19 protein-coding genes are annotated in these 17,704 nt (G+C 62.8%); 14 read left to right on the forward strand and 5 right to left on the reverse strand.

Annotated features, from left to right (window positions below):
* The first annotated feature begins 194 nt into the window (after positions 1 to 194).
* The 7 genes from EGJ09_RS08285 to EGJ09_RS08315 all read left to right on the forward strand — a co-directional run bounded on the left by EGJ09_RS08285 (position 195) and on the right by EGJ09_RS08315 (position 6,589).
* Positions 195 to 938 (forward strand): LytTR family DNA-binding domain-containing protein, encoded by a 744-nt coding sequence (locus EGJ09_RS08285; protein ID WP_115273313.1) that lies wholly within the window; start codon positions 195 to 197, stop codon positions 936 to 938.
* 133 nt (positions 939 to 1,071) lie between these two features.
* A complete protein-coding gene (hemC, locus tag EGJ09_RS08290; protein ID WP_125923595.1) occupies positions 1,072 to 2,013 on the forward strand; it encodes a hydroxymethylbilane synthase in 942 nt (313 codons plus the stop codon).
* Positions 2,010 to 2,777, forward strand: coding sequence for a uroporphyrinogen-III synthase (locus EGJ09_RS08295; RefSeq protein WP_115273314.1), 768 nt, complete (start codon positions 2,010 to 2,012; stop codon positions 2,775 to 2,777). The genes hemC and EGJ09_RS08295 overlap by 4 nt, the downstream gene beginning before the upstream one ends.
* Before the next feature lie 45 nt (positions 2,778 to 2,822).
* The gene (locus tag EGJ09_RS08300; RefSeq protein ID WP_046786959.1) at positions 2,823 to 3,923 is read left to right on the forward strand and encodes a uroporphyrinogen-III C-methyltransferase; all 1,101 of its coding nucleotides are present in this window, start codon (positions 2,823 to 2,825) and stop codon (positions 3,921 to 3,923) included.
* Complete coding sequence (locus EGJ09_RS08305) at positions 3,920 to 5,158, forward strand: heme biosynthesis protein HemY (protein WP_046786960.1); 1,239 nt, start codon at positions 3,920 to 3,922, stop codon at positions 5,156 to 5,158. Before EGJ09_RS08300 ends, EGJ09_RS08305 begins: the two co-directional genes overlap by 4 nt.
* Positions 5,159 to 5,381: 223 nt before the next feature.
* Positions 5,382 to 5,888 carry a disulfide bond formation protein B gene (locus tag EGJ09_RS08310; RefSeq protein ID WP_046786961.1) on the forward strand — a complete coding sequence of 169 codons (507 nt, stop codon included), beginning with the start codon at positions 5,382 to 5,384 and terminating at the stop codon, positions 5,886 to 5,888.
* A gap of 230 nt (positions 5,889 to 6,118) precedes the next feature.
* The gene (locus EGJ09_RS08315) at positions 6,119 to 6,589 is read left to right on the forward strand and encodes an Rsd/AlgQ family anti-sigma factor (RefSeq protein WP_046786962.1); all 471 of its coding nucleotides are present in this window, start codon (positions 6,119 to 6,121) and stop codon (positions 6,587 to 6,589) included.
* Between the two features lie 9 nt (positions 6,590 to 6,598).
* On the opposite strand, the gene EGJ09_RS08320 is transcribed toward EGJ09_RS08315, so the two are convergent.
* On the reverse strand, positions 6,599 to 7,264 hold the full coding sequence (locus tag EGJ09_RS08320; protein ID WP_119688087.1) for an FKBP-type peptidyl-prolyl cis-trans isomerase: 666 nt from the start codon (positions 7,262 to 7,264) through the stop codon (positions 6,599 to 6,601).
* A 224-nt stretch (positions 7,265 to 7,488) separates the two neighbouring features.
* Here EGJ09_RS08320 and EGJ09_RS08325 point away from each other — a divergent pair, with 224 nt between their 5' ends.
* On the forward strand, positions 7,489 to 8,532 hold the full coding sequence (locus tag EGJ09_RS08325) for an AlgP family protein (protein ID WP_125923596.1): 1,044 nt from the start codon (positions 7,489 to 7,491) through the stop codon (positions 8,530 to 8,532).
* On the opposite strand, the gene EGJ09_RS08330 is transcribed toward EGJ09_RS08325, so the two are convergent.
* Positions 8,508 to 8,990 (reverse strand): TIGR02444 family protein, encoded by a 483-nt coding sequence (locus EGJ09_RS08330; RefSeq protein ID WP_125923597.1) that lies wholly within the window; start codon positions 8,988 to 8,990, stop codon positions 8,508 to 8,510. The genes EGJ09_RS08325 and EGJ09_RS08330 overlap by 25 nt on opposite strands.
* 50 nt (positions 8,991 to 9,040) lie before the next feature.
* On the opposite strand from EGJ09_RS08330, the gene EGJ09_RS08335 reads away from it, so the two are divergent.
* On the forward strand, positions 9,041 to 10,951 hold the full coding sequence (locus EGJ09_RS08335) for an ATP-binding cassette domain-containing protein (RefSeq protein WP_046786966.1): 1,911 nt from the start codon (positions 9,041 to 9,043) through the stop codon (positions 10,949 to 10,951).
* A gap of 180 nt (positions 10,952 to 11,131) precedes the next feature.
* A complete protein-coding gene (locus EGJ09_RS08340; RefSeq protein ID WP_012312213.1) occupies positions 11,132 to 11,764 on the forward strand; it encodes a LysE family transporter in 633 nt (210 codons plus the stop codon).
* 28 nt (positions 11,765 to 11,792) lie between these two features.
* Here EGJ09_RS08340 and EGJ09_RS08345 read toward each other — a convergent pair whose 3' ends face one another.
* Together EGJ09_RS08345 and EGJ09_RS08350 are read right to left on the reverse strand one after the other, a co-directional pair.
* Positions 11,793 to 12,545, reverse strand: a complete 753-nt coding sequence (locus tag EGJ09_RS08345; protein ID WP_125923598.1) for a slipin family protein — start codon at positions 12,543 to 12,545, stop codon at positions 11,793 to 11,795.
* A gap of 2 nt (positions 12,546 to 12,547) precedes the next feature.
* Positions 12,548 to 13,897, reverse strand: a complete 1,350-nt coding sequence (locus EGJ09_RS08350; protein ID WP_125923599.1) for a nodulation protein NfeD — start codon at positions 13,895 to 13,897, stop codon at positions 12,548 to 12,550.
* Between the two features lie 96 nt (positions 13,898 to 13,993).
* On the opposite strand from EGJ09_RS08350, the gene EGJ09_RS08355 reads away from it, so the two are divergent.
* The 3 genes from EGJ09_RS08355 (at position 13,994) to EGJ09_RS08365 (ending at position 15,465) form a co-directional block, all read left to right on the forward strand.
* Positions 13,994 to 14,452: an aminoacyl-tRNA deacylase gene (locus tag EGJ09_RS08355; RefSeq protein ID WP_039601719.1), complete on the forward strand. Its 459-nt coding sequence runs from the start codon at positions 13,994 to 13,996 to the stop codon at positions 14,450 to 14,452.
* Positions 14,453 to 14,513: 61 nt separating this feature from the next.
* On the forward strand, positions 14,514 to 14,756 hold the full coding sequence (locus EGJ09_RS08360) for a DUF2789 domain-containing protein (RefSeq protein ID WP_012312217.1): 243 nt from the start codon (positions 14,514 to 14,516) through the stop codon (positions 14,754 to 14,756).
* Between the two features lie 70 nt (positions 14,757 to 14,826).
* Complete coding sequence (locus EGJ09_RS08365; RefSeq protein ID WP_115273320.1) at positions 14,827 to 15,465, forward strand: NADH:ubiquinone oxidoreductase subunit N; 639 nt, start codon at positions 14,827 to 14,829, stop codon at positions 15,463 to 15,465.
* Between the two features lie 6 nt (positions 15,466 to 15,471).
* Here the strand turns inward: EGJ09_RS08365 and EGJ09_RS08370 are convergent, their stop codons facing one another.
* Positions 15,472 to 15,909 (reverse strand): CBS domain-containing protein, encoded by a 438-nt coding sequence (locus EGJ09_RS08370; protein ID WP_012312219.1) that lies wholly within the window; start codon positions 15,907 to 15,909, stop codon positions 15,472 to 15,474.
* Positions 15,910 to 16,163: 254 nt separating this feature from the next.
* Here EGJ09_RS08370 and EGJ09_RS08375 point away from each other — a divergent pair, with 254 nt between their 5' ends.
* Complete coding sequence (locus EGJ09_RS08375; protein ID WP_125923600.1) at positions 16,164 to 17,702, forward strand: OmpA family protein; 1,539 nt, start codon at positions 16,164 to 16,166, stop codon at positions 17,700 to 17,702.
* The last annotated feature ends 2 nt before the right edge of the window (positions 17,703 to 17,704 follow it).

Raw genomic sequence — 17,704 nt, forward strand, 5'->3', positions numbered from 1 at the left:
CGAAGACGATATTCAACGATTGAACGGCAGTGTTCCACGGACCGTCTACAGTTGGACAAAGGACTGGCAGCGAATCTGCCGGCGCAGTGAATCTTTGGCCATCGTATTGGTCTAGAGCGTGACCGCAGTGTCGCTCGACCTGCAACTGTCTACGCTATACCTGTGCGAGACTCACTCAGGAATCCAGAGCAATTATGAATGTCCTGATCGTTGATGACGAACCCCAAGCCCGTGAACGCTTGACGCGGTTATTCGGGGAACTGGAGGGGTACACCGTGCTGGAGCCCAGCGCCACCAACGGCGAGGAGGCCCTGGCCCTGATCGAAAGCCTCAAGCCCGATGTGGTCCTGCTGGACATCGGCATGCCGGGCCTCGATGGCCTGCAGGTCGCGGCCCGCCTGTGCGAGCGCGAAGCGCCACCGTCGGTGGTGTTCTGCACCGGTGACGATGAATACGGCGCAGAGGCTTTCACGGACAGCACCCTCAGCCATGTAACCAAACCGATCCATCCCCATGCCCTGCGCGATGCCTTGCGCAAGGCTGAGAAACCCAGCCGTACGCAGTTGGCGGCGCTGACCCGGCCGGGCAGTGAAGGGGGTGGCCCGCGCAGCCATATCAGCGCGCGTACGCGCAAGGGCATCGAGCTGATCCCTTTGCCGCAGGTGATCTATTTCATCGCCGACCACAAATATGTGACGTTGCGCCATGAAGCAGGTGAAGTGCTGCTTGATGAGCCGCTCAAGGCCCTGGAAGATGAGTTCGGCGAACGCTTCGTGCGTATCCACCGCAACGCCCTGGTAGCCCGCGAGCGCATCGAACGCCTGCAGCGCACGCCGCTTGGGCATTTTCAACTGTTCCTCAAAGGCCTGGATGGTGATGCCTTGACTGTCAGCCGCCGGCATGTGGCTGGCGTACGCAAGATGATGCAGACGCTCTGAGCCCTGCAGGGCCCTCATCTCCGGCAAACGGCGATGAGGGCGCACAAGGCAAAACTGGATCGTGACCCACATCTGCTAGCGATACCGACGGAGCTGTTATCATCGGCGGCATTCCTAAGTATTGGGGCGTTCCATGTCCACTCGCGAAATCCGCATTGCCACCCGTAAAAGTGCCTTGGCCCTGTGGCAGGCCGAATACGTCAAAGCCCGCCTCGAACAGGCGCACCCTGGCCTTCGGGTGACTCTGGTGCCCATGGTCAGCCGCGGCGACAAACTGCTCGACGCGCCGCTGGCGAAGATCGGCGGCAAAGGCCTGTTCGTCAAGGAGCTGGAAACCGCCCTGCTGGACAATGAGGCCGACATCGCCGTGCATTCGATGAAGGACGTACCCATGGACTTCCCCGAAGGCCTGGGCCTGTACTGCATCTGTGAACGTGAAGACCCGCGCGATGCCTTCGTTTCCAACCATTTTCCCAGCCTTGAGGCTCTGCCTGCCGGTAGCATCGTCGGCACCTCCAGCCTGCGCCGTCAGGCCCAGTTGCTGGCGCGCCGCCCTGACCTGCAAATCCGCTTTCTGCGCGGCAACGTCAACACTCGCCTGGCCAAGCTCGATGCCGGTGAGTATGACGCCATCATCCTTGCCGCGGCGGGCCTGATCCGCCTGGGCTTCGAAGAGCGCATCACCGCCAGCATCAGCGTCGACGACAGCCTGCCGGCCGGTGGCCAGGGCGCAGTGGGCATCGAATGCCGTAGCGCAGACAGCGAGATCCATGCGCTGTTGGCGCCTTTGCACCACGCCGATACCGCTGACCGTGTGGTGGCCGAACGAGCGTTGAATAAGCACTTGAACGGCGGCTGCCAGGTACCGATTGCCTGCTATGCCGTGCTCGAAGGCGAGCAACTATGGCTGCGCGGGCTGGTTGGCCAGCCCAGCGGTGGGACCCTGCTGGTGGCTGACGCCCGTGCACCGCGGGCATCCGCCGAAACGTTGGGGGTGCAGGTGGCCGAAGACCTGCTGGGCCAAGGTGCCGCGGCCATTCTCAAGGAAGTCTACGGTGAGGCCGGGCACCCGTGAGCCCCTGGCGCCTGTTGCTGACCCGTCCTGAAGAGGACTGCGCGGCGCTGGCGCAGACGCTGGCAGCTGCCGGCATTGCCAGCGCCTGCCTGCCCTTGCTGGCGATCGAGCCAGTGCAACCGGACGCTCGGCAGCGCCAGCAGCTTGCCGGGCTAGGGCAGTGCCAGGCCATGATCGTGGTCAGTAAACCTGCAGCCAGGTTGCTGCTTGCGCAGCTCGCACAAGCAGGGCTGCAGCCCCCTTCAGCCGGATGGTTCACTGTAGGTGAAGCCACGGCGGCGGTGTTGCAGTCTGCGGGGCTGACGGTGACTTACCCTGCACAGGGTGACGACAGCGAAGCCTTGCTCACGCTCCCGGCCTTGCACGAGGCTATGGCGGGGCCTGCGCCACGTGTCCTGATCGTGCGTGGTGTAGGGGGGCGCGAACTGCTGGCCGAGCGTCTTGCAGAGCAAGGTGCTAGTGTCGATTATCTGGAACTGTATCGTCGTTGCCTGCCGGTGTATCCGGCGGGCACGCTGGTGGGTCGCATCGAAGCGGAACGCCTGAACGGCGTGGTGGTCAGCAGTGGGCAGGGTCTTGAACACCTGCAACGGATGGCCGCTGCCGATTGGCCGCGTGTGGCGCGCTTGCCATTGTTCGTGCCGAGCCCCAGGGTGGCCGAGCAGGCCAGGGCCGCAGGGGCACAACAGATTGTGGATTGCCGTGGCGCGAGTGCCACGGCCTTGCTGGCAGCCGTGCAGCGCAGCGCTGCACCTGCCTCTTAAGGCGCTAAGCTCAGAGCGACGCGCCCCCATGCAAAGGATGGATACGTGAGCGAAACTGTCTTGTCCCACAATGATCAGCCGTCGGCGCAGGAGCCGACGCAACCCGTTACCCCCCCACCTGCCAAACGTTCCGGCACAGGCCTGGCCTTGCTGGCATTGTTGGTGGGTGCCGCTGGGGTCGCAGTGGGCGGGTGGGGTGTCTGGCAGGTGCGGCATCTGCAAGGCAGTGAGCTGAGCCAGGGTGAGCACCTCGAGGCGCTTAGCCAGCGTGCCGCTGCACTGCAGCAGCGCGAGCAACAGATCAGTGCCCAGTTGGCCAGCCTGCCGGCAGCCAGCGAACTGGAAGACCGCCGCCGCCTGGTGGCGCAGTTGCAGGGTGACCAGCAGCGCTTGAGCCAGCGGCTTGAAACCGTGCTTGGCGAAAGCCGCAAGGAATGGCGCCTGGCCGAGGCCGAGCACCTGTTGCGCCTGGCCACCCTGCGGCTTTCGGCCCTGCAGGACATCACCAGCGCCAAGGCCCTGGTCGAAGGCGCCGACGAAATCCTGCGCGAGCAGAGCGACCCTGGCTCGTTTGCCGCGCGCGAGCAGTTGGCGCGTAGCCTGGCAACGCTCAACAGCACCCAGCAGCCGGACCGTACCGGTTTGTATCTGAAGCTGGCTGCCCAGCGGGAGTTGGTGCAGCAGCTCAACGCCCAGTCGCCGGAATTCGACAGCGATGCCGATGCCCTCGGTGCTTTGACCGCCGATGGCGATGGCGCCAGCCGCCTGGCGCAGTGGTGGGCGGAGATTTCCAAGTACTTCCAGATCGATTTCAACGCCGACGACAACGTCCGTCCGTTGCTGGCCGGGCAGTCGCTCAACCAGTTGCGCCTGGCCCTGAGCCTGACCATCGAGCAAGCCCAGTGGGCTGCGCTCAATGGCGACGCCAAGGTCTACACCCAGGCGCTGGATGATGCGCGCAGTGTGCTGGTGGCCAATTTCAACGCTGACAACCCGCAGAGCAAGGCCATGCTCGAAAGCCTCAATGCGCTGGCCGAGCAACCGGTGTCGGTGGTTACCCCGGACCTGAGCGAAAGCCTGGCTGCGGTGCAGGCGTATATCCAGCGCCGCCATCTGCCTGCCGAGGGTGAGGGGAGCAAGCCATGAAACGTGTGTACCTGCTGGCCGTGCTGGCGATCGTGATCGCTGCGGCACTGGGCATCGCGGTGGCCAAGCACAGCGGCTACGTATTGATTTCCTACGGTGGCTTCCGTTACCAGTCCGGGCTGTGGGCGGCGCTCGCGGCGCTGGTTGCCGTGCTCGCACTGTTGTGGCTGCTGCGCTATCTGGTTGGGCTGGTGCTGACGTCCAGTGGTGTGGTCAACCCCTGGTCGCGACGCAACCGCAGCCGCCGCATTCGCATCGCAATCGAGCAGGGCCAGCTGGACCTCGCCGAGGGTCGTTGGGCCAGCGCCCAACGTCACTTGCACCGCGCTGCCGAGGCCGAACGCCAGCCATTGCTGTATTACCTCGGTGCCGCGCGTGCGGCCAATGAACAGGGGCGAACGGAAGACAGGGACAACCTGCTCGAGCGTGCACTGGAGCGTCAGCCCCAGGCGGAACTGGCGGTCGCCCTGGCCCATGCGCAATTGCAGATGGACCGTGGCGAAAGCGATGGCGCCCTGGAAGCCCTGCTGGCCATGCAGGAGCGGCACCCTCACAACAATCAGGTCTTGCGCTTGTTGCAGCGCCTGTATCTGGAGCGCGGCGACTGGTCGGCGTTGATTCGCCTGTTGCCCGACTTGCGCAAGGGCAAAGTGCTGCCGGCCGAGGAACTCGCTGCACTGGAACAGCGTGCCTGGGGTCAGAACCTGGGGCTTGCGGCGACCCGTGGCGACGATGAGCAAAGCGCCCGTCAGTCGTTGGAGCGCGCCTGGCAACAGCTGACTGCGGCCCAGCGTCAGGAGCCCCGGTTGGTGCTGGCTTATGCCGAACAACTGCGCCAGGTGGGCGCTCAAGGCGAAGCCGAACAGGTACTACGCGCTGCCCTCAAACGTGACTACGAAAGCCACCTGGCGCGCCTGTATGGCCTGGTGCGCGGCGATGATCCGGCGCGTCAACTGCAAACAGCCGAGGGCTGGCTCAAGGCGCATCCCCAGGACCCGAGCCTGTTGCTGACGCTTGGACGCCTTTGCTTGCAGAACCGCCTTTGGGGCAAGGCGCGCGATTACCTGGAAAGCAGCTTGCGCATGGAGCGCAACCCGGAAACCTGCGCCGAACTGGCCCGGCTGCTGGCTGGCCTTGGTGAGACCGAACGCAGTAACCAGCTGTTCCAGGAAGGCCTGGGCCTGCTTGATGAGCGGTTGTTGGCCCTGCCATTGCCCGAGGCCGTGCGCGCCTGAGAGGCCCCATGAGCCCGCACTGAGGGCGGGCTCATGGGGTGGCTGGTGAGTCTCGCGATACCTGTTTTCTTCTGTAATACGCTTCGCAAGAAATTTCCCACAATGCGAGTGGAAATTTCTTCTACCCCTCAGTGACTTATCTCCCCTGTAGTGCCTTGAAACAAAGCACATCTTTCCTCTACCGTTCCAAGCCACTCAATTTGCCCCGGGACCACCACCTTTCATGTTGCCGGCCCGCTTGCGCACGTTTTTTCTACCGGCCTGCCTTGCCTCGTTGGCGGTGCTGGTCGCGTCCTTTTACCTGGAGCGCACCCTCGGTCTGGTGCCTTGCCCGCTGTGCTTCAGCCAGCGGTTTCTGTTGGGTGTGTATGCCATGATCTGCCTGTGTGCGGCCGTGCATGCGTCGGGCGTTGCCGCTGTGTGCCAGTATGCGCGAGCAGCCCTGGGCTGTTCGGCAGCCGGGGCCCTGCTGGCGGCCAGGCATGTCTGGATACAAGGGGAAATTGGTACAAGCCACGAGTGCCCGGCGCCTTTCTGGCATGTAGTGGAAAGCTCCTGGCGTGAAGCGGCCCGTCAACTCTTGCTCGGCGGCCCCGATTGCAGCTCGTTGACCTGGAGCTTTCTTGACCTGACCTTGCCCGAATGGAGCCTGCTGGCCTTCTTGCTGCTGGCAGTGCTGCCCTTGACCTGCCTGCTGGCGTATCGTTTCCGCACACTGGGCAAAGCTTGAGTTGGCGCGGCTGCGGTAGCTGGCACGACCAGTGGTGATACCCCAGGGTATTAAACACTTGTATGAACTTTGTCTGCTGCGTACCTTGAAGGGCAGCACGCGCGGGAATAATCTCCCAGCACGCATACCAAAAACACAACTGCTCGATGCCGTCCTGCTGATGTCACCTTTGTACCGCACGATCGGGGTGCGAGGTGCAGCGGCATCTACCCAGAAGGGAAGAGATCGCCATGCTCGATAGTTGTCAGAACGCCCAGGAACGCTGGGGTGGGGTTCACAAGCTGATCGACACCTGGCTCAAGGAGCGGGAGGAGTTGGTTCAGGCCTTCGGTGCCTTGCGCGATGCCAAGCCGGCATTTGCGGACAAGGACAAGAGCCGCGACTTTTGTGCGGTGCTTGTCGATTACGTGTCAGCCTGGCATTTCGAGGTCAGTGAACAACTGGTCACCGAGGCCAAGGCGTTTGGTGACCAGAAAGCGCTGAAGCTGGCTGAAGAGATCAACCCGCGGATCAATGACATTACCCAGATTGCGCTGGCTTTCAATGACCATTGCGAGAAAGGTGATTGCAAGGACACTGAGCGCTTCGCCGATAAACTCGGCAAGCTCGGCAGCCTGCTGCACGAACGCTTCGAGCTCGAAGACTGCCTGATCGAGGTGTTGCACAACGCGCACAAGGAAGAAGACGCGGTCCAGGCCTGAGGGTCGACGTCAGCCGCCGACCGCCAGCAGCTCGATTTCGAACACCAGAGGTGTATAGGGCGCGATCAGATCACCCGCGCCCTCGGCACCGTAGGCTTGTGCCGAGGGGATCACCAGGCGCCATTTCGCTCCTGCTTTCATGTGTGGCAACGCCACCTGCCACCCTTCGATGACCGAGTCCAGGCTGAACCACTGTGGCTGCAGGTTCTGATCGAACACCGTGCCGTCAGGCAACTTGCCTACATAGCGTACTTGCACCTTGCCCTTGGGGTTGGGCTGCGCGCCGATACCACTTTTCAGTTCACTGTAGAGCACGCCCTCAGGCAGCTCATGCACACCGGCGCGTGCGCGTTCATTGGCCATGAAACGCGCCTCGATAGCTTGCAGTTTTTCCACTTCGGCTTGCACGGCGGCGTTGTTCGCCTGTTCTTCATGCTGCTGAAGAATGGCTTGCATGCGAGCCTTGTCGAGTTTGAGGGGCTGGTTCTGATAGGACTGGCGAAGGCCTTCAACCAACGCCTCCAGCTGCAATCCAGGCACTTCCTGGCGCAGTCGCTCTCCAAGGCTGGCGCCCAGGCTGTAGGCCACGTCGTGATCGCTGGCAGGAGCCGTTTCGGGGGCGGCGAGTGCGATAGGAGCCGCCAGGCACAGGCCGATAAAAAGATAACGAGGCATGGTCAACTCCGAGCTCAAGAGCTGCGAAGTATGCCAGCCTTGTTGCTTCGATTTGCGTAAATGTCGGCAACGATTTGCTAAGCAACTACACTTTCACGCAGCTGCAAGACAACAACTTTGCCCAGGCATGCAACGCGGCGCCAACGATACTGTCAACATGCCCTAGCGGCGGTAGCAGCACAAGCATAGTATTAGCCGCAAACTCGTCAGCCAGGAGGTAAACCATGTCGGCCAAGAAGAAGCCTGTAAGTACGCCGTTACACCTGCTCCAGCAACTTTCGGGCAGCTTGCTCGAACACTTGGAAGATGCCTGCTCGCAAGCGCTGGCTGATGCGGAAAAACTGCTGGCAAAGTTGGAAAAGCAGCGCGGCAAGGCCCAGGAAAAACTGCACAACGGTCGCCTGAAGTTGCAGGACGCGGCCAAGGCAGGTAAAGCCAAGGCCCAGGGCAAAGCCCAGAAAGCCATTGGTGAACTTGAGTCGTTGCTCGACTCGCTCAAAGAGCGTCAGACGCAAACCCGTACTTATATTCAGCAACTCAAACGCGATGCCCAGGAAAGCCTGAAGCTGGCCCAGGGTGTAGGCAAGGTGCGTGAGGCTGCTGGCAAGGCACTGGACCAGCGGGCTGTGGCAGCCAAATCGGCTAAGCCAGCCACTGCAAAAGCGCCTGCCAGAGCAGCGGCCAAACCTGCAGCAAGGCCGGCCGCCAAAGCTGCCGCAAAAGCGCCTGCCAAGGCCGCCGCTGCCAAGGCGCCGTCGCGCGCTGCTGCCAAGCCTGCTGCCGTAAAAGCCCCGGCCAAGGCTGCGGCTAAACCTGCAGCCAAACCGGCCGCTGCCAAAGTGGCTGCAGCCAAGGCGCCATCGCGCGCTGCTGCGGCCAAGCCAGCTACCACCAAGGCCCCGGCCAAAACCGCTGCTGCCAAGCCTGCCGCCAAACCAGCCGTTTCCAAAGGGGCTGCGGCTAAACCGGCCGCGGCCAAAGCGCCGGCTAAAACCACTGCAGCCAAGCCCGCTGCGAAAGCTGCCGCCAAGCCTGCAGCCAAGCCTGCAGCCAAGCCAGCCGCCAAAGCTCCGGCCAAGGCTGCGGCCAAACCTGCCGCTGCCAAGCCGGTCGCCAGCAAACCTGCCGCTGCCAAGCCGGTCGCCAGCAAACCGGCTGAAGCCAAGCCGGCTACGCCTGCGGTGACCAACTCGGCAGGCCCCGCTACCCCGGCGCCGTCCTCGGCACCGGCAAGCACCTCGCCTCAGACGCCGTCTTCGGCCTCCTGAAGCCCTGTGGCGGCGACTCGCAGCTGAGCCAGCGAGTCGTGGCCACGGACCTGGTCGGGCGCCAGCCTGGCCAGCCAATCGTCTGCGGGCTCAAGCGAGCCCGTGGGCCATTGCCTTGCGCATTCCTCAAGGCGTTGCAGCAAGCGCTTCTCCGCCTGCAGTTCCAAGCCCTTTACGTGCTCACGCAACGCCTCCAGGTGCAGGTCATGCTGTGCGGCCGTCCGCCATTGCTGGCGCAAACTGCGTAGCGGCGTTACCACTTCAGTTTGCCAAGGCTCGGCAATGGCGCGCAAAGCGTCGATTCGCCCGGCTTCTACGGCGACACCTCGGGTTTGCAGCCAGCTCGCGCACAGCAGCAGGCACACATCGCCCCCCTGGGCCTGAACGCTCAGGCAAGCCGCTTCGACTCCCGGCCGGGCATACAGGGCCAGGGCGTAATTCCACAGGTCGGTGTACATGATTCCACTTACGCTCCGGGTCGAGGAAGCTGGTAGACTCCGCGACCATCATGATCAGACTATCCAACCTCACTTTACAGCGTGGTCCGCAGCGCTTGCTAGAAGGCGCCGAGATGACACTGCACGCCGGTCACAAGGCCGGCCTGATCGGCGCTAACGGCGCCGGAAAATCCAGCCTGTTCGCCTTGCTGCGCGGTGAGCTGTCGCCTGATGGTGGCGACTGCCAGCTGCCGGGTGACTGGCGCATCGCCCACATGCGTCAGGAGGTCGATACGCTCGATCGCCTGGCCGTGGACTATGTGCTAGATGGCGACGCGCGCCTGCGCAAGGTCCAGGCCGAGCTCGCCGTGGCCGAGACGGCCCACGACGGCACGGCCCTGGCACGCCTGCACAGTGAGCTGGAAAGCGCTGACGGCTATACCGCCGATGCCCGTGCGCGCAAATTGCTGGCCGGTCTTGGTTTTACCAACGAGCAGATGGACCGCCGCGTCGGCGACTTCTCCGGTGGCTGGCGGATGCGCCTGAACCTGGCCCAGGCCCTGATGTGCCCATCCGACCTGCTGCTGCTCGACGAACCGACCAACCACCTGGACCTCGATGCGATCCTGTGGCTCGAAGACTGGCTCAAGGGCTACCCGGGCACGCTGTTGCTGATTTCCCACGACCGCGATTTCCTCGACGCTGTTGTCGACCATGTATTGCACGTCGAGCAGCGCAAGCTGAACCTGTACAAGGGTGGCTATACCGCCTTCGAACGCACCCGTGCCGAGCGCCTGGCGCAGCAGCAGCAAGCCTACGAGAAGCAACAGGCCCAGCGTGCGCACATGGAAAAGTACATTGCCCGCTTCAAGGCCCAAGCCACCAAGGCCCGTCAGGCGCAGAGCCGGATCAAGGCCCTGGAGCGCATGGAAGAGCTGTCGGCGGCGCACGTCGATTCGCCGTTCGACTTCGTTTTCCGTGAATCGCAGAAGATTTCCAGCCCGTTGCTGAGCCTTTCCGAAGGCTGTCTGGGCTATGGCGACAAAGCGATCCTCGACAAGGTCAAGCTGCAGCTGGTGCCCGGTGCGCGCATCGGCCTGCTGGGCCCTAACGGCGCCGGCAAGTCGACCCTGATCAAGAACCTTGCCGGCGAACTAGCGCCGCTGTCGGGCCGCCTGGTGCTGGGTGAGAACCTGGCAGTCGGTTACTTCGCCCAGCATCAGCTGGACTCGCTGGACGACAAGGCCAGCCCGCTGTTGCACTTGCAGCGCATTGCGCCGGCCGAGCGCGAGCAGACCCTGCGTGACTTCCTCGGCGGGTTCGACTTCCATGGCGACCGCGTGGACGAGCCGGTGGTGAATTTCTCCGGGGGCGAAAAAGCCCGCCTGGCGCTGGCCCTGATCGCCTGGGAGCGGCCAAACCTGCTGCTGCTCGACGAACCGACCAACCACCTGGACCTGGAAATGCGCCTGGCGCTGACCATGGCGTTGCAGGAGTTTGCCGGTGCCGTGGTAGTCGTGTCCCACGACCGCCACTTGCTCAAGAGCACCACCGACGATTTCCTGCTGGTGGCCGATGGCAAGGTCGATACCTTCGATGGCGACCTGGACGACTACAGCCGTTGGCTGGTCGAGTACCGGCAGCGCAGCGCACCGGCTAGCAACGCGCCGGCCAACCCGGACAAGACCGACAAGAAGGCCCAGCGCCAGGCCGCCGCTGCCTTGCGCCAGCAACTGGCACCGCACAAGAAGGCTGCCGACAAGCTGGAGGCCGAGCTCAACCAGGTGCATGCGCAACTGGCCGAGATCGAAACCGCCTTGGGCGACAGCGGCCTCTACGAGGTGGCGCGCAAAGATGAACTGCGCGACCTGCTGGCCCGCCAGAGCAAGCTCAAGCAGCGTGAAGGCGAACTCGAGGAAGGCTGGATGCAAGCCCTGGAAACGTTGGAGAGCATGCAGGCCGAGCTTGAGGCGCTGTCCTGAAGCCTGGGTTGGCGCAGGCTTGAGGGCCAGATCGCTATAGGATTTGCGGATGTCAGGCCGGGCATTTACAGCACACCCGAAATACCCGGCTTGCCTTTGAGCTCTGCAAAATTCGCTGGTTATTTTTTCGCCAAAACCTTAGCTTAACGTTTTGCAACATATGTTCGAGCGAGGTGTGTGATGTCGATGGAAGTGTGGTTGGGCTTCTTTGCCGCGTGTTGGGTGATCAGCCTTTCACCCGGGGCCGGGGCGATCGCCTCGATGTCCAGCGGCCTGCAATATGGTTTCTGGCGCGGCTACTGGAACGCGCTGGGCCTGCAGATTGGCCTGGTCGTGCAGATCGCCATCATCGCAGCGGGTGTCGGCGCCATCCTTGCCGCTTCCGCTACAGCGTTCACCATCATCAAATGGTTCGGCGTCGCCTACCTGGTCTACCTGGCCTACAAGCAATGGCGCGCTTTGCCGATGGACATGACCGATGAGTCCGCCGTGCGTCCGATCGGCAAGCCGTTGAGCCTGGTGTTCCGTGGTTTCCTGGTCAACGTCAGCAACCCCAAGGCGCTGGTGTTCATGCTCGCTGTACTGCCGCAGTTCATCAACCCGCATGCTCCGCTGTTGCCACAATACGTGGCGATCACGGTCACCATGGTCACCGTCGACATGCTGGTGATGGCGGGTTATACCGGCTTGGCTTCGCGGGTGCTGCGCCTGTTGCGCACCCCCAAGCAACAGAAGCGTTTGAACCGGACGTTCGCGGGCTTGTTCATTGGTGCTGCCACGTTCCTGGCGACCTTGCGCCGCGCACCTGTCTGACCGATTTGCGGGCCCTTGCGCAGGCCCCTCATTTCTCTCGGTCCATCATCCCCTTGAGCAAGTCCAACGGCATCGGAAACACGATGGTCGATGTCTTGTCGCCGGCAATCGACCCCAGCGTTTGCATATAGCGCAACTGCATGGCCCCCGGCTCCTTGCTGAGCATCTGCGCGGCCTGCATCAACTTCTCCGACGCCTGCAGTTCCCCTTCGGCGTGGATGACCTTGGCCCGGCGTTCACGCTCGGCTTCGGCCTGACGGGCAATGGCGCGGACCATCGATTCGTTGAGGTCGACGTGCTTGATCTCGACGTTGGCCACCTTGATGCCCCAGGCATCGGTTTGCGCGTCCAGCACTTGACGAATATCCAGGTTCAACTGCTCGCGCTCGGCCAGCAGCTCGTCCAGCTCATGTTTGCCCAGCACCGCACGTAGCGTTGTCTGCGCCAGCTGGCTGGTGGCGACCAGGAAGTCTTCGACCTGGATGATCGCCTTCTGAGGGTCGAGCACGCGGAAATACAGCACCGCATTGACCTTCACTGACACGTTGTCGCGGGTGATCACATCCTGCGGCGGCACATCCAGCACCACGGTGCGCAGGTCCACCCGAACCATCTGCTGGATCACGGGGATGAGCAGGATCAGCCCCGGGCCTTTGACCTGCCAGAAGCGCCCCAGCTGGAACACCACGCTGCGCTCGTATTCGCGCAAGATGCGAAACGCCGACAGCAGCAGGACGCCCAGCAGCATCAGCAGGGCGCCGAAACCCAATTGCATGAACATCGTCATTCTCCTTGCGCTGTAGGGGCAGCGGCGCTCACTTCGAGCATCACGCCATGACGCGCGGTGACCCGCACCTGCTGGCCGAGCTGCAAGGGCGTAGTGCACTGGACCTGCCATTGTTCGCCCTGGGCCATTACCGCGCCACAGAACGGATTGCCTGCCACCACCTGAGAGACACTCACCAGGCTGCCGACCAGGCCGGCATCACCGCTGACCAAGGCCCGCTTGCGAGCTTTGAGGGCCATGCCCAACACGCCACCGATCAACAATGCCGAGAGCACCGCCAGGCTCGCGATCAACGCCAGCGGAATGCCAAAGCCGGGGGCGTCGGTGTCTATCAGGATGACCGCGCCCACCACGAACGCCACGATGCCGCCAAAGCCGACCACACCAAAACTGGGCAGGAACGCCTCGGCGATCATGAAGGCGATACCGAGCATGACCAGCGCGACACCGGCAAAGCTCACCGGTAGCAATTGCAGGGCATACAGCGCCAGCAACAGGCAGATGCCACCGACCACGCCGCCCACGCCGGAGCCAGGGTTCATGAACTCGAACAGCAGGCCATAGACGCCGATCATGATCAGGATCAGTGCCACGCTGGGGTTGGTGATCACGGCCAAGAGGCGCGTGCGCCAGTCCGGCAGATGCTCGGCCAGGTTGGCGTCGCGGGTCTGCAACTGGCGCGGCTGGTCAGCGGCGATCAGGGTCTTGCCGTCGAGCTGGCGCAGCAGGTCAGGCAGGTCGTTGGCCATGTGGTCGATCACCTTCTGCTTGAGCGCTTCGCTGGCCGACAGGCTTACCGCTTCGCGTACAGCCTTTTCCGCCCAGTCGGCGTTGCGCCCGCGCAGCTGCGCCAGGCCGCGGATATAAGCGGCTGCATCGTTCACCTGCTTGCGCGCAAGGGCTTGTTCATTGGCGTCGGGCTTGGCCTTGTCATCCTTTGGTGTACCTGCAGGGCCGCCAATCTGCACGGGGGTGGCGGCGCCGAGGTTGGTCCCCGGCGCCATGGCCGCCACGTGGCTGGCATACAGGATGTAGGTGCCAGCGCTGGCAGCACGGGCACCGCCTGGGGCAACGAAGGTCGCAACCGGCACGGGGCTGGCGAGGATGACCTTGATGATCTGGCGCATGGCGCTGTCCAGGCCGCCGGGTGTATCCATGCGGATCACCACCAGTTGCGCGCCTTGTTCCTTGGCCTGATCCAGGCCGCGCACCACATAGTCGGCGCTGGCCGGCCCTATGGCATCATCGATGCTCAGCACCCAGATCGCCCCAGGCGCGGCCTGGCTGCCCGGGGCGAGGCCAAGCATCAGCACCAATAACCACCAGCGCCAGCAGCGAGCGATCACCTGTCGTCACCTTGTTCGCTTCTATACCCCAAGTTTAGCCATGCCTGCCCAGGCAGGGCCTAAAATTGGAGATGGGGGCGAAACCGGAGGTGCATCATGCGAATGGCCAAGACCCTGCAGCAGCGCCTGGACCAGGCCAACTGCGACTACGACATCATTCCCCATCCCCACTCGGCGACCAGCCTGGAATCGGCGCGTACGGCTGGTGTGCCGGCCGAGCGGGTTGCCAAGTCGGTCATGCTCGACGACCGCCATGGCAACTACATCATGGCGGTGCTGCCTGCCAATCGGCACCTGGACATGAGCAAGGTACGCATGTCTGGCGCCTGGCAACTGACCCGCGAAAGCGGCCTGCCGAGCTTGTTCGGTGACTGCGAGCGTGGCGCCATCCCGGCAATGGGTGACGCTTATCAGATAAAGATGCTGCTCGATTCGAGTCTTACCCGCCAGGGCGATGTCTACCTGGAGGCAGGTGACCACGATCACCTGATCCACATGAGCATGGAGCAGTACCTGAAACTGGTGCCGCAAGCCGAAGTACGCGAGCTGTGCTGATGTTCTCAAACCAATGCCGGGCTGGCGTCGTGGACGGCCCGCCCGGTACCCAGGAGGAAACATGGAAGCGCCTACCCACCACTTTTCCGAGCTGTTCAAGCAGTTGGGCTTGCCCGACGATCCTCAGAGCATCGATCAGTTCATCACCAGCCATTCACCGCTGAAAAACGAGATCAAGCTGGTGGATGCGCCGTTCTGGAGCGACTCCCAGCGCGCTTTTCTCAAGGAGAGCATCATTGAAGATTCCGATTGGGCAGTGCCCTTCGATCAACTCAACGAAGCGTTGCGCCGCCCCCGCAAATAAAGCGCCGAGCGGCACCTGACGAGTGATCGGCCGTTGCTATGCTCAGGAAAACAATAAGGGGATATGCGCGATGAAAGATCCCTACGCACCAGGTTTCTGGTGCACCGTGACCATCCTGGGCACCCTGACGGCCGGTTACTTCTACGGTATCCGCCATACACACCAGATGAGCCAGGCTGTGCAGTTTCTGTACGCTGCGGCGGCAGTCGCGGCGGCGGTCGCGCTGCTGGGTCTGACGTGGATCGCCTGGCAGCAACTGCACCTGAACAAGCGCGAGGTGATCCAGGGGCGAACATTGCTCACCATCTGGAACACCAAGGTAGCGCTACGCCGGGTAGAGACGGTTTTCGACCGGTATTTCTGGGGCAGCTATTGGCACTCGGGGCGCACCTTCGAGGAAGTGATGGGCGAGCTCAAGGGCACCCCCCTGGAGCAAAGCCTGGATGCGCTCAAGCGCCAGTGCCGGGTGCTGGACCGCGAGATCCACGACCATCAGCATCACTGGCTGGCCAACGCCCGCGATCTCTCCAGTGTGGCCACGGCCATGGCACGCGAACGTTACCAGCTCGACCTGTGCGAGCCCTCGAGCAGTGGCCAGGGCAACACCGCAGTGCTCAATCGTGACCTTGAAGTGCTGGTTTACACCTGGTCGGCGCGCCTGCGCAGCTTCGACCATCAGTTGGACGAACTGGAGCGCGCCTACCACTGAGCCTGGTCATTCGCCGCGGATGTACTGCTCCAGCTGCAGGATCAGGCTGGCCTGTTCGGCGATGGTTTCCTTGACCAGGTCGCCGATCGACAGCAGCCCGAGCAGCTCGCCATTGCTGACCACTGGCAGGTGGCGCAGGTGGCGGTTGGTCATCAGGTTCATGCAGTACTCAAGATTCTGCTTGGGCTCCACCGTGACCACAGGAGCACTCATGATTTCCCGCACTGGCGTGGCCGCCGAAGAGCGCCCCTTGAGCACGAGCTTACGGGCATAGTCACGCTCGCTGACGATTCCCACTACCTGGTTGTTCTCCACCACCGGCAGCGCACCGACGTTTTTCTCCGCCAGCATTTTCAGGGCGTCGAGCACCGAGTCATCAGGGCCGATGGTGTAGACGGTCTGGTGCTGGGACTTGGTCTTGAGGATTTGTTCGACGTTCTTCATACAGGCCTCTGCGGGTGGAAAAAACGAGCTCTTGGAGTAACTAAAGCATCCGGCACGGTGGCCTGCACGGCAATGCAGGAAACGGCATCGAGTCGATTGAAAAACGTCATGGCTGAAGTCGGTGCGTGGTGAGGCAGTGGTCAGGCTTGAGGCCGCAGGTGGGATGTCGAATCGGATGGGGCAATATTCACGATAATCTGTGACAATGCATGTCAAGTTGCCATCACTCAGTCCTCTTTCGGCAAGGAGCCGCAATGCACCGTGTGTTTCGCCTTACAGCGCTAAGCTGTGCCTTCATCACCGCTGCCGGGTGCAGCACTCAGCAGATGGACACTATTTCCAAGAAAGTCAAAGACATTGGCAGGGACTACGGCATGCCGGTGCTCTGTGGTGTCGGTGTGGTGGCCGGTGGAGCTGCCGGTTACGCCCTCAAAGGCAAGGACGGCATCTTGCCGGGTGCTGCCGTAGGCGGCGCGGTGGGTTGCGTCGTGGGTTATGTCTGGCAGTCCCGACTGCAGGAGCTGGATCGCATCGCCAAGGAAGAAAACCTGAAGATCACCACCGAGAAGCTGACCGTGGCCTCGGCCGCCGTGGTAACCGCTATGCCCGAGCAGGCAGGGTTGGTGACCCAGATCGAAGACAGCGGCATGTTCGCCACCGGCTCTGACCAGTTGACCCCAAGCGGCCAGCGCGCCGTGGCCAAGCTGGCGCAGATGTATGCCAAGCCTGCCGCCACCGATAAGCAGGCCGCCGCCAAGGAGTCGCAGGATCGTCGCCTGCTGATCGTCGGCCACAGTGATGCTGTGGGTAACGCCGAGTTCAACCAGAAGCTGTCTGAGCGCCGCGCCAAGACCGTGGGCAAGGTCATGCTGCAGGCGGGCATTCCCGCCAATGCGATCTACTACCAGGGGGCCGGAGCCTCGCGACCGATTGCCGACAACAGTGACCCGCTGTTGCGTGGCCAGAACCGCCGAGTGGAAATCGTCGAGCTGGCCAACGAACAGGCCCTGGTGATGCGGGCCCAGGCAGAGGCGAGCAACACGCGCTACCTGCACTATGGCACCTCGACCGCAGCCAAACCCAAGGCTGCCGGCAGCGCTCGGGCCAGTAGCACGCCGGCACAGGCCAAGCCGACCGAGCGGGAGACCGCAATGCCCGGTACGGGCGTCGCCAGCACCCCTGGCCGCACCAACCCCACGAAATCCGCTGCCCGGCCGCAAGTCGATTTCGCTGGCACGCCGGTGGCCAGCTACAACTGGACCATGGCCCAGAGCATCAAGCCCAAACAGAGCGGTTTCACTTTGATCAGCAGCGCTTATGCCGCGCAGATGCCGATGTCGAGCTGTGAGGCCGACAGGCCGCGCAACGCAGGCGAGGTCCTGAGCATGGTCAACGACCAGCCGCTGCAGCGGCGCGCTACCAAAGACTACCTGCCCGGTTATAACAACCGTGTCTGGGCCAATCTGGTCAATGGGCACCTGGTGACGGTGTCGCCGGTATCGATCCTGCGCGAGAACGCCAAGGTCGATCGCCAGCCGATCCTTCAGCTGGTCGAAGATTACAAGCTGCCCACGCAGCACAAGCCACGCACGATGAAAGCCGTGGCCAACACCTATGAAGGCGAAAGCGAAGTGCTGTACCGGGTCTTCGCCAGTGATGCCCAGGCATCGATTTCCTGCATGGATATCGTGTTCAGCAAGGGCAATGCCCAGGCCAGTCAAGGTGCCTTGTTCTATGCCGCCGGCGGTGATGCTTTCGTCGCTGCTTACAAGCCGATCCCGGCCACCAAATAACC

Origin of the sequence: Pseudomonas sp. p106, from assembly GCF_003936645.1 — a bacterium.
Taxonomy (GTDB): Bacteria; Pseudomonadota; Gammaproteobacteria; order Pseudomonadales; family Pseudomonadaceae; genus Aquipseudomonas; species Aquipseudomonas putida_E.

Excerpts from the sequence above, each read along its gene's own strand:
- EGJ09_RS08285 (WP_115273313.1), top strand. The coding sequence starts at position 195 with ATGAATGTCCTGATCGTTGATGACGAACCCCAAGCCCGTGAACGCTTG.
- hemC (WP_125923595.1), top strand. The coding sequence starts at position 1,072 with ATGTCCACTCGCGAAATCCGCATTGCCACCCGTAAAAGTGCCTTGGCC.
- EGJ09_RS08305 (WP_046786960.1), top strand. The coding sequence starts at position 3,920 with ATGAAACGTGTGTACCTGCTGGCCGTGCTGGCGATCGTGATCGCTGCG.
- EGJ09_RS08310 (WP_046786961.1), top strand. The coding sequence starts at position 5,382 with ATGTTGCCGGCCCGCTTGCGCACGTTTTTTCTACCGGCCTGCCTTGCC.
- EGJ09_RS08315 (WP_046786962.1), top strand. The coding sequence starts at position 6,119 with ATGCTCGATAGTTGTCAGAACGCCCAGGAACGCTGGGGTGGGGTTCAC.
- EGJ09_RS08320 (WP_119688087.1), bottom strand. The coding sequence starts at position 7,264 with ATGCCTCGTTATCTTTTTATCGGCCTGTGCCTGGCGGCTCCTATCGCA.
- EGJ09_RS08325 (WP_125923596.1), top strand. The coding sequence starts at position 7,489 with ATGTCGGCCAAGAAGAAGCCTGTAAGTACGCCGTTACACCTGCTCCAG.
- EGJ09_RS08330 (WP_125923597.1), bottom strand. The coding sequence starts at position 8,990 with ATGTACACCGACCTGTGGAATTACGCCCTGGCCCTGTATGCCCGGCCG.
- EGJ09_RS08335 (WP_046786966.1), top strand. The coding sequence starts at position 9,041 with ATGATCAGACTATCCAACCTCACTTTACAGCGTGGTCCGCAGCGCTTG.
- EGJ09_RS08340 (WP_012312213.1), top strand. The coding sequence starts at position 11,132 with ATGTCGATGGAAGTGTGGTTGGGCTTCTTTGCCGCGTGTTGGGTGATC.
- EGJ09_RS08345 (WP_125923598.1), bottom strand. The coding sequence starts at position 12,545 with ATGTTCATGCAATTGGGTTTCGGCGCCCTGCTGATGCTGCTGGGCGTC.
- EGJ09_RS08355 (WP_039601719.1), top strand. The coding sequence starts at position 13,994 with ATGCGAATGGCCAAGACCCTGCAGCAGCGCCTGGACCAGGCCAACTGC.
- EGJ09_RS08360 (WP_012312217.1), top strand. The coding sequence starts at position 14,514 with ATGGAAGCGCCTACCCACCACTTTTCCGAGCTGTTCAAGCAGTTGGGC.
- EGJ09_RS08365 (WP_115273320.1), top strand. The coding sequence starts at position 14,827 with ATGAAAGATCCCTACGCACCAGGTTTCTGGTGCACCGTGACCATCCTG.
- EGJ09_RS08370 (WP_012312219.1), bottom strand. The coding sequence starts at position 15,909 with ATGAAGAACGTCGAACAAATCCTCAAGACCAAGTCCCAGCACCAGACC.
- EGJ09_RS08375 (WP_125923600.1), top strand. The coding sequence starts at position 16,164 with ATGCACCGTGTGTTTCGCCTTACAGCGCTAAGCTGTGCCTTCATCACC.